General features: G+C 40.9%; 9 protein-coding genes and 2 pseudogenes. 7 read left to right on the top strand and 4 right to left on the bottom strand.

Features of this window, described 5'->3' with window-relative positions:
- Positions 1–41: 41 nt before the first annotated feature.
- Complete coding sequence (locus IPM47_00055; GenBank protein QQS29386.1) at positions 42–1,244, bottom strand: DUF1800 domain-containing protein; 1,203 nt, start codon at positions 1,242–1,244, stop codon at positions 42–44.
- Positions 1,226–1,390 carry a hypothetical protein gene (locus IPM47_00050; GenBank protein ID QQS29385.1) on the bottom strand — a complete coding sequence of 55 codons (165 nt, stop codon included), beginning with the start codon at positions 1,388–1,390 and terminating at the stop codon, positions 1,226–1,228. Before IPM47_00050 ends, IPM47_00055 begins: the two co-directional genes overlap by 19 nt.
- A gap of 626 nt (positions 1,391–2,016) precedes the next feature.
- Between IPM47_00050 and IPM47_00045 the strand changes: the two genes are divergently transcribed.
- The 5 genes from IPM47_00045 (at position 2,017) to IPM47_00025 (ending at position 7,063) form a co-directional block, all read left to right on the top strand.
- A complete protein-coding gene (locus IPM47_00045) occupies positions 2,017–3,351 on the top strand; it encodes a choice-of-anchor J domain-containing protein (GenBank protein QQS29384.1) in 1,335 nt (444 codons plus the stop codon).
- Entirely contained in the window at positions 3,314–5,410 is a 2,097-nt protein-coding gene (locus IPM47_00040; protein ID QQS29383.1) for a hypothetical protein, read from the top strand. Before IPM47_00045 ends, IPM47_00040 begins: the two co-directional genes overlap by 38 nt.
- 218 nt (positions 5,411–5,628) lie before the next feature.
- Positions 5,629–6,321, top strand: coding sequence for a hypothetical protein (locus IPM47_00035; GenBank protein ID QQS29382.1), 693 nt, complete (start codon positions 5,629–5,631; stop codon positions 6,319–6,321).
- Between the two features lie 20 nt (positions 6,322–6,341).
- Positions 6,342–6,794 (top strand): hypothetical protein, encoded by a 453-nt coding sequence (locus IPM47_00030; GenBank protein ID QQS29381.1) that lies wholly within the window; start codon positions 6,342–6,344, stop codon positions 6,792–6,794.
- Positions 6,728–7,063: a membrane dipeptidase gene (locus IPM47_00025; GenBank protein ID QQS29380.1), complete on the top strand. Its 336-nt coding sequence runs from the start codon at positions 6,728–6,730 to the stop codon at positions 7,061–7,063. The genes IPM47_00030 and IPM47_00025 overlap by 67 nt, the downstream gene beginning before the upstream one ends.
- Positions 7,064–7,517: 454 nt before the next feature.
- On the opposite strand, the pseudogene katG reads toward IPM47_00025, so the two are convergent.
- A pseudogene (gene katG, locus IPM47_00020) lies at positions 7,518–9,472 on the bottom strand (catalase/peroxidase HPI).
- Between the two features lie 752 nt (positions 9,473–10,224).
- On the bottom strand, positions 10,225–10,407 hold the full coding sequence (locus IPM47_00015; GenBank protein ID QQS29379.1) for a hypothetical protein: 183 nt from the start codon (positions 10,405–10,407) through the stop codon (positions 10,225–10,227).
- A gap of 761 nt (positions 10,408–11,168) precedes the next feature.
- Here IPM47_00015 and IPM47_00010 point away from each other — a divergent pair.
- Together IPM47_00010 and IPM47_00005 are read left to right on the top strand one after the other, a co-directional pair.
- Positions 11,169–11,438 (top strand): DUF559 domain-containing protein, encoded by a 270-nt coding sequence (locus tag IPM47_00010; protein QQS29378.1) that lies wholly within the window; start codon positions 11,169–11,171, stop codon positions 11,436–11,438.
- 309 nt (positions 11,439–11,747) lie between these two features.
- Positions 11,748–12,513: pseudogene (locus tag IPM47_00005) on the top strand (PD-(D/E)XK nuclease family transposase).
- Positions 12,514–12,945 lie beyond the last annotated feature (432 nt).

Here is a 12,945-nt window from a genome sequence, read left to right as displayed (position 1 = left end):
TTGAGATGTTGGTAAAGACATTTATTTTACAACCGACTCTGCTAAGTCAGTTGGAAAGTAGGAAGTTTGATGAGGTAAATAATCAAATTTCGAACCTGATCGAGGGCTTCTTCCCAATCGAGGTTCCACGAACCATCGTCGAAGTAGTTTTGAGGAATACTTCCTTTTAACACATCGGTCGCGGTTGCATACTCATCGGGGGTTTCTAATCCATTTGGCAACAAAAAGTCTGCAATGGCAGCAGCAATCACCGCCGGATTGTTGGAGTTTGAGGTCAGATCTTTGGCTAACTGTACCCACGAATTGAGGGTAGCATCATCAACATAATAGGCATAATAACTGCCCGAATCCCAACGACGGGTAAGATTGTTTTCGTTGATCCAGGTTCGTTGTCCCGGCCATCCTGCAACATTCACCGGTTCAAACAGCTCTTGTGCCATACTTGCACAATCGTAATAAATACCGTTCAGGCGGTTATTATCATAAGGTATTTGCAATGTATGGTGCAATCCTACTGCAAATTCAATCGGGCTTTTGATGAGGTGACCGATATTGGCATCGTCAAAGAAATGTTCGCTTTTAAACAATTGCCGGATAACCGGTGCTATTTCAAAGTTATTGGTTTTGAAAGTTGTGGCCAATGCTGCAATGATTGTATCGTCTGGGTCGGGTGCGACAAAATGTTTATACAGTTTGGTACAGATATAGGTAGCGGCCTGATCTTGCCGGTAGGTGAAAATAAGATTTACAACATTTTCCGGGTTTGCAGGATTGGCATCATTTCGCCAGTTTCCTGTTTGTCCGAATATTGTTTTTGGAGTATTATCAAACAACGGTGCGTAAAAAAATGAATCGGCACAAGTGTAGGCATATATTTCTGTGCTATAAGGCACTTTCCATCCGGTGAGCGCGCGTGCCATCTCCTGAACATCTTCTTCGGTATAACCATTGTTTTGACCCATCGTAAACAACTCCATCAACTCTCGGGCATAGTTTTGATTAGGATTACCCACTTCGTTTTGGTTGCCGTTCAGATATAGCAACATTGCGGGAGTAGTCCCCATATAATGGGCAAACAATTTAAAATTTCCCAAAGCATACTGTTGCAATAATTTGTGGTACTGATACAGATAGGAAGAACAAGTATAACTTTCCCATTCTGTTACAAAATGATTGTGCCAAAAAAGGGCCATTTTTTCTCTGAAGCCGTTGGCGATCATACTTGTCAGCCAGATTCTACCCATTCTTCGCGATGGTCATAAATATCTTCGCCATATTCTTCATAATCATCAACCGGAAATCGAGTCCAATCATACCAGACCGGAGGGGTCGGTAGTGGGAGTGCAACTGCCTGATTGACAATTTGGTCAACCAATGCAGTAGGCGACATGGCAACCCCCGTTATTTGCTGATTAGTCGCTCCAAAACCCATACGGCGATAAAGATGGGCAACCCTTTTTCGATTCCAGGAACATTGACAGAAGGAGTGTATGGAGCAATAGTACCGGTAGCGCAACTCATAAGTAAATGTATTTATGCGGACTGAAAAACAATTGACCGGAAAACAGTTTCCAATTAAATCAGTATTTCGATATGCTTGTTTTTTTAAAAAAATTAGCGGTTAAAATAGTTTTATCCCGGAAAACGGAATTTGCTAAACCAGCAAAAAATTAACGAAAAACCAGTTTTCGCTATCCATGCAAAACCTTGTATTTTTACGGAATAAACTTTAAAAAGTTGAAATACAGGGTAAAGTTCGTTTTTTTATGCAAAATGATAACGCATCTGTTCATATTTTTTTTTAACGGTAACTTGCACATATAAATCAATAAAGCAGTTATATTTACCCCTTGATTAGGAAAGTCCCTCTAATGGAATGACTACCTAATTCTTTACATATTTTGAAGACAAAATAAAGACCTTGAATCTGGTTTTATATATTGATAACAGTGCCGGAAGTCATCTCAAATTGGGTTCATAAATTTTTTACCACCATTTTTTCTAAATCACTAAGCTATGAAGTTTAGTTCTGCCCACCCTACTTATTGCTTGTATGTTTTGCTTGTGGCTTTGTTTTTAAACTTGCAAGTAGCCAATTCTCAAACACCTGTACAAGCACCTCCAATTATTGAAGAAGACTTTAATGACTGTATATTACCAACAGGATGGACAACCAACCTGATTGGCTATCAGGGTGCTACATGGGGCATTGGTATTCCCGATAATCCGGCATCCGGCGGCTCAAGTATTGATGGTACGTGTATGGTGTATTTTGACGACGACATAACCGGTAATTCCACCGGTGCCTGGACTGCACAAATCACCTCGCCTGCTTTTGACGGGACAGGTGCTGCCGGTACTCAACTAATATTGGAAGCAGATGTACATTTCAGAAACTGGAATGGTTCTGATGCATTTAGAATTCTGGTATCTCAAAACGGTACAACAAATTGGATTCCTGTCGCAGTCTATCAGGGGCAAAACTATTGGGGCAATTATTACGACCAATATATACCTGCATTGATAGACATTTCTGCTTATGCAGGGGCTAATATGCGCGTACGATTTGAATATGAAGATGGTAATGTATGGAATTGGTGGGCTGCGTTTGATAATTTTAAAGTAAGCCGGTCTTTGTTGAATGAAAATTTTGACGGATGTGCTCTTCCGGCAGGTTGGATCAATTATATTGACAGCGGCGATACCGGATGGCAAATCGGTCAAGACACTGTTTGGTCTTATGATATGAACGGGACTTGCATGGCCTATTTTAATGACGATGCCATCGGGCAGGATGCCGATCCTTCTACAGTGGTATTGCTTTCACCCACTTTCGATGCTACCTTATTTGCCAATATTATCCTGGATGTAGATGTTCATTTCAGAGCCTATCAGAATTCGTTCTTAGCAATAGCCGTTTTTTATAACAACGAACTAATTCCCGTCAGGGTTTTTTCAGGCGAAAATTTTGAAGGTTACAGTTATCAGGACTTTGGACATGTAACAATTGACATATCTGCATACCGGTCTCAGGATTTAAGGGTAGCATTTGCCTATGGTGATGGCGGTTCCTGGGCATGGTGGGCCAGTTTTGACAATGTAAAAGTGAGTGGATGGGGGGAAATAAATGACCTTTGCACCCGCGCAGAGGCGGTAACCGTGAATGGGCCCTGTGTGGAGGCATCTAATGTGAATGCCATTTTTGACGGGCCTGCCGATGCCTGCGTTGACAGCACCAAAGCCGGAATTTGGTTTTCATTTGTTGCACCTGCCGGCGGTGTAGTTACCATCAACAGCGATTCTGATTTTAACGATGTCATTTCCGTTTTCTCCGGAAATTGCAACTCCTGACCCCGTGATTTGCCATAACCGCGATGAATTTGGATTTACCGGTGAAAATGTCAGGGTAACCGGACTAATTGCCGGACAAACCTATTTTGTGCGTGTCAGCGGCCGCGTCGGAACTTTTGGAGCGACAAACGGCACGACCTGTGTTAGCATTTCGTCAGGCGGCATAGTTCCTCCTGCTCCTGTAAACGACAACTGCAGCGCATCTATTCTTTTAAACATTGATGCCAATTGCGTTTCTGGAAATAACCGCAACGCAACCCTTGAGGTGAACGAACCTGTTCCGAGCCTGAACAACCGCTCCCGTTCTTCCGTTTGGTATCGTTTTGTTGCTCCTGCTTCTGGAAAAGTAGAAATTGACAGCGGGGCAGATTTTGCCGATGTTATTACAGTTTACAGCGGCAATTGCGGCTCGCTCTCCGAAGTAAGCGGCACCGATTACGGACACAGTATCACCCTAAACGGGTTGACCGCCGGACAAACCTACCGCGTTCAAATTACCGGTTATTTTGCTACGATTGAAGGCAATGTTTGTATGGCGTTGAAAACACCACCACAAGCACCTGTGAACGATATTTGTACTGATGCCATTAACCTTTCAGTTGGTGATGATTGTACCGTAGCTAATAATAATGCCGCAACTTTTTATGGGCCATTGGTTGATTTACAAGTACCCTTTACCGAACATACCGCTTCGACTGCCAATAGCTCAAATTATTATTACCGTCCTAATCAAGGCAACACATGCTCAATCAGTACCGTTTATGTGCGGTACGACTATTTTACTTTTACTGTCAGTACTACAGGCAATTACACCGTACAAAGTTATTACCCGCAAATGGACGGCTACCTGCATGTTTACCATACAAGTTTCAATCCCAATAATCCTTGTGCCACCTATGTTGCCGGTAACGACGATTTTAACGGAATACAACAGTCGCAGGTTAATGTTTCCCTGACTGCCGGAGTTACTTATTATGTCGTAACAAGTGCTTATGGCGAATCGCAATCCGGTCAATATACCACAACTATTACTACCGCTATTCCTAATGCGACAGTTTATACGATGCTGAACGATGTGAATCTGAACGGTGCTCCGACAAGTTGTGATGTTAACCCAACTGCTGCAATATGGTTTACCTTCACCGCTCCCGCTTCAGGCAAAATCTATTTAAGTACTTCCGGCGAATTTGTTCATGTCGCATCCATCTACTCCGGTGTTTGCGGAAACTTAACACAAGTGTATTGTGTTGCCAACCCATCCCGTTGCGCCGATCCGGTAATTGTAAATAACCTAACTCCCGACAACCAGTATTTCCTTCAGATTGCTTCGGCAAGCACCCCGTTCGGATACAACTACGGCGAAGTTTGTGTAAGCATTAAGGATGCCGTTTATGAACCGGTAAAAGCAAAGGTGAAAGTGTTTTTGCAGGGTCCCTACTTAGGAGACGGACTGATGAGCACCACCCTGAAACAGTACAATCTTATTCCCACCGAACAGCCCTTTAACCAACCGCCCTGGAATTATAACGGTTCAGAATGTGCCGATGAATTGCCTGCTAATATGGTAGATTGGGTCTTGCTTGAATTAAGGGACGCTGCCAACTTTGACAATATTGTTGACCAAAAAGCCGCCTTACTGCTCAACAATGGAAACATAGTGGATAAAGGAAAAGATGCTGTACGGTTTTACAATATACCTGCTAACGAAAGCTTTTATATAGTCGTTCGCCACAGAAATCATTTAGCCCAAATGAGTGCAGTTACAGTTCCGTTTCCTAATATGAATCCATATACTTTTAACGCAAGCGCAAGCTATGTGATGGGCGGAGATACTCAATCCGTAGTTATGCCGGATGGCAATCTTGCGATGATAGCGGGTGATTTTAATGCCGACGGCGTTGTCAGTGTAGCCGATTTTAACCATTACCAAAGTCAGGCATCTATGATTAACCAATATCTGAATGGCGATTGCAATTTAGACAGAACTGTCAGTGTGGCCGACTTTAACCTCTATATGCCTAATGCCAGCGTCATCGGTATTCAACAAATACGCTATTAATGTTTTACATTGGCTTTAATTCTTAGGAAAAAAGGGATAACAGCGAACTTTAAGTCCTGTTATCCCTTTTTTATGATATTCTGTTGCTCTCCTATAACCCAACCAACATTTTTATTCTTAAAGAAAGGGCTTCCTCTCTGTATAGAACTCACTCCATTCCAAATGCAAACCATTTTATTCAATTTTAGAATTTATTAAATTGAGAAAATAGTTTTGCAATGAACATCCGCATTATTTCATTTTTATTCTTTGTTTTTTTTACATTTTTAAATGTATGGGGACAAAATCACAGTATTGATTCACTATATCATATTGACATTCATGCCCACATTTCACTTAAGCCTTATAACAGAGCTTATGGTCAGCTTAATCCCCAACCCGAACTTTGGACGGAACAGACAACGTGTGCGCATGGAGTTTATAAGTTTCCAAATCTAATTGGCGCTTACCAAAAAGTGCCCCCTGTTTCATGCAGCAATTTTAACAATTTAGTAAAAGGAGATGTGAAAGTGGTATTTGCCTCTGTCTGCCCTATTCAAAGAGAATTTACCCATAACCGTTTTTTTACCAAAGCATTTTTTTGGAATCGCGAAAAATTGGCAGCTACAATGGCTTTTTTTGCAGGTGCAAGTACTGAAAAAATACTCGACCTTCAGGATAATGATGTTGATTATTTTGTAGAAGCCAAAAACGAGATGAACCTCTTTTTGGACATGAATGCGGCAAATGAACCTTATGGCCGCTATAAATATGAAGTAGTCAACGATTTTAAAGAAATTAAAACGGTTTTAGCACAAAAACCCAATACAGTAGCAGTGGTCATGAATATAGAGGGCGGTCATGTCTTAGGTACCGGTATTCCTAAAACCCTGAGACTGGAAAAAAGCAACCTCTGCAACTCAAAACATTAGTTTCTGCCAACATTTTAGAATTGAAACAAAATTATCCATTATTTTCAATTACACTTGCCAATCATTTTTGGAATCAACTTTGCGGGCAAACCCGTACAAGTAAAGGACTAATCAGTGCTATGGTTAACGAGAGGATGGGGCAAATGGAAGGAATTACACCCTTAGGCTATCATGCCATTGAGCAACTGCTTTCGACTGAAAATGGCAAACGTATTCTGATAGATATTAAACACATGAGTTTGACAAGCCGACTGCAATATTACCAACTGCTTGAAGAAAAATATCACAATCAAATCCCGATTTTTTACAGTCATGGCGGGGTAAATGGCATCCAAAGCTCTGATATTGCTTTTAAAAAAATGAACAAATTCAGACGCGACAAGCCCAAACAAATAAAAAACAATATTTGCATCAATGGAGTTTTAACCTTTATGATGATGAAATCATCAAAATCCACCAATCAAACGGGCTGATTGGCATTATGCTCGAAGACACCAGATTAGGAGGAAAAGAGGCTGTAAAATCCATAAAAAAATCAATCAACGGGTCGCAACAACATAAAGACGAATACATTAAATTGTTTTTAGCCAGCCCTTTGCATATCGCAAAAGTAGTTGGACAAGCGTCTGCGTGGGATATTATAGCACTTGGCTCAGACTTCGATGGTGCAATCAATCCGATGGACAGCTACAAAGATGCCTCCCGGATGCAGGAAACTCGAAGCGATATTATTGATTTTTAAATCGGGTGAACGATAATAGCCTGATTATAGATAAAGACAAATACCTGTTCAACAATGAGGAAATTATCGCACTGCTTTCAACATAGAACCCGAAATAATTGCAGACAAAATTCTCCGTAGCAATGCACTTAGGTTTTTATCCGTAAACTTTTAACGGCAAGTATCAAACGGGAACAAACTCGAGAACACGGTTTGTAATTTCAAATTAGTCTAATCTTATTGCGCTGCACTGTTTAAAAGTCAAACACTCCCCGTTATTTTTGGATAATGTGTTGCTGTTTTGTATATCAGTTATGTTGTTCTTTACAATTAGGCTATGTGAGACATACAATTTGTATAGTATGATACCACAAGAAATCAGGCTAAAACAAAGAAAGGTGGACTGTTTCCAGTCCACCTTTTTCGTTTTAATAAGATACCAATTTAATAATACGATCCAATCTGCTGCCTGTTGTTAATGCAAATCAAAGCGGTCGAGGTTCATCACCTTGTTCCAGGCTTTGACAAAGTCGTTCACAAATTTTTCTCCTGAAACGGGACGGGAGGTAAAAACGCCGTGTTTCGATTGGTTGTAGTTGGCATTTAGCACCCGCATCCCTCCAAGCAAAACCGTCATTTCGGGAGCAGTTAAGGTCAACAACTGCGCTTTGTCTATCAAAAGGGCTTCGGTTGAGATGGTTAACTTTGATTTCAGGTAATTTCGAAAACTATCGGCAACCGGTTCCAGAACAGAAAAAGAGTCAATATCGGTTTGTTCTTGTGAAGCATCCATCCGGCCGGGGGTAAAGGGTACTTTAACCTCGTAGCCGGCATTTTTGGCTGCTTTTTCAATAGCTGCACAACCTCCTAAAACAATGAGATCGGCAAGTGAAACTTTGGTATTGGTCAAAGGTGTGCTGTTAAAATCTTTTGGATTTTTTCGAGTGCGTCCAACACAACAGCCAACTGTTCAGGCTGATTGACTTTCCAGAATTTTGAGGCATAAGCCGGATTCTCGCTCCGTTAGCCCCCGCCACGTTTGTCCGAAACCGCGGAAAGTTGATGCCGAAGCCCATGCGGTAGAAACTAATTGAGAAACCGATAATCCGGTCTCTAAAATTTTTGCTTTTCAAGGCTTCAATATCATGCTCATCAATCAAATCATGATTAACTGCCGGAATTGGGTCTTGCCAAATCAATACTTCTTTCGGAACTTAGGTCCTAAATAGCGCGAAGTGAATTTCAATCGCGATGGGTTAGTTTGAACCATGCGCGGGCAAAAGCCTCTGCAAACTGATCAGGGTTTTCCAAAAACCGCTTAGAGATTTTTTCACACACCGGGTCATAGCGCAACGAAAGGTCTGTGGTGAGCATTGTTGGCGAATGTTTTTTGCCAGGGTCGTGCGCATCGGGAATAGTGCCTGCTCCGGCTCCGTTTTTGCCACCCATTGCTGAGCACCGGCAGGACTTTTTGTAAGCTCCCATTCATAAGCAAACAGGTTTTCAAAAAATTGTTTCCCATCGGATAGGGGTAGTAGTCCAGGTAACTTCCGGTCCACCGGTAATGGTATCACCGCCTTTTGCCCGTACCATATTTGCTGTTCCAGCCCAAACCCCTGCTCTTCTATTCCGGCGCTTCCGGTTCGGGACCCAGCAAACTGGGATCACCTGCTCCATGAGCCTTGCCAAATGTGTGTCCGCCGGCAATCAGGGCTACTGTTTCTTCATCGTTCATAGCCATGCGGGAAAAAGTTTCGCGAATATCTTTTGCTGCGGCTATCGGGTCAGGGTTTCCGTTTGGCCCTTCGGGGTTTACATAAATCAAACCCATTTGAACGGCTGCCAAAGGATTTTCGAGATTGCGTTCGCCCGAATAGCGTTTATCGTCCAACCAGGTAGTTTCAGAGCCCCAATACACATCTTCTTCCGGCTCCCAAACATCTTCCCGACCACCCGCAAATCCAAAAGTCTTAAATCCCATGGACTCTAAGGCAACGTTACCGGTCAAAATCATCAAATCAGCCCAGGAAATTTTACTGCCATATTTTTGTTTAATAGGCCAGAGCAACCGGCGAGCTTTGTCGAGGTTGGTATTATCCGGCCAACTGTTGAGAGGTGAAACCTGGGTTGACCGGCACTGGCACCGCCTCTTCCGTCACCGGTGCGATAGGTGCCCGCACTATGCCAGGACATTCTGAATGAAAAAAGGTCCGTAATGGCCCAAAATCGGCAGCCACCAGTCCTGGGAATCGGTCATCAATTGGTGAAGATCTTGCTTGACCGCTTTTAAATCTAAACTGTTAAAGGCTTCGGCATAGTTGAAATTTTCGCCCATCGGATTTGATAAGGACGAGCGTTGACGAAGCAGGTTAACTTTAACTGATTGGGCCACCAATCCCGGTTGCCTGTCCCACCTCCGGCAATACTCATTTTGTGTGAAAGCCTTGGTAACAGGGCACTTGCCGCTTTCGTTAGCTTTGTTTTCCATTTAAAATTTTTTTGTTGTGGTTAAATTTCGTATTAAAAATAGTTGTCAATCATTCAGTGAAACATCTATGTTTTTACTGCTTTATAAAATCTATTCTGCAAAATTAAACATATTTACCTACTCCGGCAACCGTTTTTTTGTAAAACATATAGATTATACTTGCTTTAAAACCGAAAAGCGAAACATGGTTTTAACCTACTTTTTAAAGGTAAGAACATTTACAGGTAAAACAAGTTCAGAACTTTACCGCACTCATTGTCTAAAATTGGGATTTCCGGTTCAGGTTCTTGCTAATTTCTTTGAAACTCATTTGTGCGGTCTAATCCTGAAACAAACAAACAGGTATTCAGTTTTAAAGCGGGTACATGAAGCATATAGTCCGACGGTTTGCCGGTGTCCGTTTTGTTTTTTTGTAAAAAACAAATCCCACTCTCAAAAATTGGGAGAGGGATTTGATTTATGAGACCTGCAAATACTTGTCTTCTAATGTATGAAAATCAGTTGTGCGGGTCACCCAATTACCTTTACCTTTCCGTTAATACATCTCACCTGTACCCAAATACTTCTTCCAAGAGTCAGACCGGAGATAATCATTTTGGTTTTTGTAGATCCGGGCAGATAAATCCAATCCGCATTTTCGCTAAATTCACCTTCCGTGTAACGACATTCATACATCAGGGTAAATTGGCTTTATTTACCTTACCACAACTGTGCCGCTGATTTTGCCATAACTGAGACGAAGGTTTTCGATATTGCCTGTATCGCTACAAACTTTTCGGACCCCGTAAATATAAAAACCGGTATCGGCTAATTTTGCAGCATCATTACCGCCCGTATCTTCAATATTGCTTGCCAACAATCGCAAAGCATCAATCAAAGCAGCCTTTTTTTGGTCTCTGATGAGTTTTAAGGGGCGAAGTCTAATTTGATTTTAAATCTGACATGATTTAGATTTTAAATAGTTAATAAGAAATGAAGCTTTGGGTGAAGAAGTGATTCTGATTTGTTCAAGTCATCTTCTTAATTGTTTGAAAAACAACTAAATCACAAATTAGTTCAACTTTGGGCTAAATATTTTTGCATTTTTTGGTTTTAACACTAAATTAAATTCGGTTTTAGCTCCTAATGTCTTAAATATAAAGGACTTTGTTTGTTTTTTACCTCACAGGTCTTGCAAATATATTTTGCAAACAATTGAACAACAAGGAAGAACCGGCTAAAAATGGTTGACTTTTGAAAATTCCTTTAGGAAAAAATATTTTTCCTCTTAGAAAAAATATTTTCTTCTATGAAAAATTTTATTTCCTCTAAGTAAAATTAGTTTTCTTTTAGAAAAGGAGCTATTCCTCAAAGAAAATTTATTTTTCCTGTAAGAAAAATCACAAACCCTCTAAGAGAATATTTTTTATTCCAGACAAAATTTTTTACCCTAAAAGAAAATTAGTTTACTTGTAAGAAAAACATTTAAACCTCTAAGAAAAATTAGTTTTCCTTTAGGAAAGGAGCTTTTTCCTCTAAGAAAAATTAGTTATCCTCAAGGAAAAAAGTTTTTTCCTCTAAGAAAAATATTTTTCTTACTTGGAATCTGCACAATTTAAAAGTTAGCAGAGGATTGTTGGCAGTACCTATGAAAAACCAATGTTGTGGGGGTCAATTTCAGAAGACAAGACCCTTTTTGTATTTTATTGCCGATTTTATTGCCATCAGGCAGGTTTGGTTGTTGAAATTGACGGTTCCATCCACCAAATTAAAGAACAGTACCAATACGATGTTGCTCGTACTGTAGAACTGGAACAACTCGGAATTAAAGTCATACGTTTTACAAACGAAGCGGTTAAAGCAGATACAAAAGCAGTGTTTGAATCAATAAAACAGATTGTACAAAACCGTTTATTCTTTACCCCTTAACCCACAACTTCCCCTACGAAGCAAGTAAAAAGTCCCCTGTAGGGGATTTAGGGGTAACAAGGCTTGCCCATTCAAAAACTAAGCCCTATTTTTGAAGCATCGGTAGGGGTAGAGGCGAATAACTATCAGTACAACGGCATTGAGTTGGTAGAAGATTTTGGGTTGCATGTCAATCATGCCCCTATTTCGCACGCTTGACCCTCAAACAGGGCAGTGGTGATTAACTCAAAAATCGGGGTAGGTAACCTCCGGCAAAAAGGGAAAATCACAACAAGCAAAAAACGTATCTTTGTCTGATAATCAATAGAAATGAACGAATTTAGAGAAAGATACGTCAACCCTTTCACCGACTTTGGGTTCAAAAGTTGTTTGGAGAAGAACCCAACAAGGACTTGCTGTTGGATTTTCTGAACGAGTTGTTGCGCGAACAAGTAGGCAAAATAAAGGAACTGACCTACCTAAAACGGAATACCTCGGCAGGCGTAACAGACCGAAGGGCTATTTTTGATCTGTATTGCGAGAACGAACGAGGTGAAAAGTTCATCGTTGAGCTACAAAAATCGAAGCAGAATTTCTTCAAAGACAGGACTTTGTACTATGCCACCTTCCCTATACAAGAGCAAGCCAAACGAGCAGATTGGAACTATGAGTTAAAGGCGGTTTATACAGTGGCAATATTAGATTTTGTATTTGAGGAGGATAAAGCAGAACGTAACAAATACCGCTATGATGTAAAACGCAGATATAGAAACCTGCAAAGTGTTCTACGACAAGTTGACGTTTATCTACTTGAGAGATGCCAAAATTCGATAAGCAGGTAGAAGAGTTAGACACTCGATTTGAGAAATGGCTATACGTGCTAAAAACTTAAACCGTCTGGAACGAGTTCCCTGACCGATTGCGGAGCGCATCTTTGAGCGATTGTTTGAGGTGGCGGAAGGCCAAATTCACGAGAGAGGAGTTGCAGTCTTATGAAGACAGTTTGAAGTATTACCGCGATTTGAAAAACTCATTAGATACGGCATTTGATGAAGGAAAGGAGCAAGGTGAGAGGAAGGAAAGAAAGAAGGGTTAAGAGAAGTGATTAGAAAGGTGCGGGAGCAGGAGTAGATGTGAAAACATTGGCAAATCTGACCGGATTATCAGAAGATGAAGTGAGCCGGATCATCAAAGAGGGCTAAAACACATTACTACCCATTTGGTTTGCCCATCCAAGAATTATCCACTACCTTCGATTGGGTTGGGAATAATTATCAATACAACCGCATTGAGTTGGTAGAAGATTTTGTATGCACATCAATCATGCCCTGTTTCGCACGCTTGACCCTTTTTTACCCCTAAATCCCCTGCAGGGGATATAAGGGTATTAATTTCTCCTAATTTTGAAATGCAGATGGGATTTAGGGAAATAACTACCAATACACTTTAGGGACTTGTGTTATTGCCAAGAATATTAAGACTAAAAGCCAAAGTTTTGATTTAATAGGTGTCAAAGGTTAGTTTTCAG

Source organism: Sphingobacteriales bacterium (assembly GCA_016700115.1).
In the GTDB taxonomy this organism is placed as follows: Bacteria; Bacteroidota; Bacteroidia; order Chitinophagales; family UBA2359; genus UBA2359.
The sequence above is the reverse complement of the archived record's forward strand: the minus strand, read 5'-3'. Positions and strand labels throughout refer to the sequence as shown.

Coding starts and splice junctions, on each gene's coding strand:
- IPM47_00045 (QQS29384.1), top strand. CDS start 2,017: ATGAAGTTTAGTTCTGCCCACCCTACTTATTGCTTGTATGTTTTGCTT.
- IPM47_00040 (QQS29383.1), top strand. CDS start 3,314: ATGTCATTTCCGTTTTCTCCGGAAATTGCAACTCCTGACCCCGTGATT.
- IPM47_00035 (QQS29382.1), top strand. CDS start 5,629: ATGAACATCCGCATTATTTCATTTTTATTCTTTGTTTTTTTTACATTT.
- IPM47_00010 (QQS29378.1), top strand. CDS start 11,169: ATGTTGTGGGGGTCAATTTCAGAAGACAAGACCCTTTTTGTATTTTAT.
- IPM47_00050 (QQS29385.1), bottom strand. CDS start 1,390: ATGTCGCCTACTGCATTGGTTGACCAAATTGTCAATCAGGCAGTTGCA.
- IPM47_00055 (QQS29386.1), bottom strand. CDS start 1,244: ATGGGTAGAATCTGGCTGACAAGTATGATCGCCAACGGCTTCAGAGAA.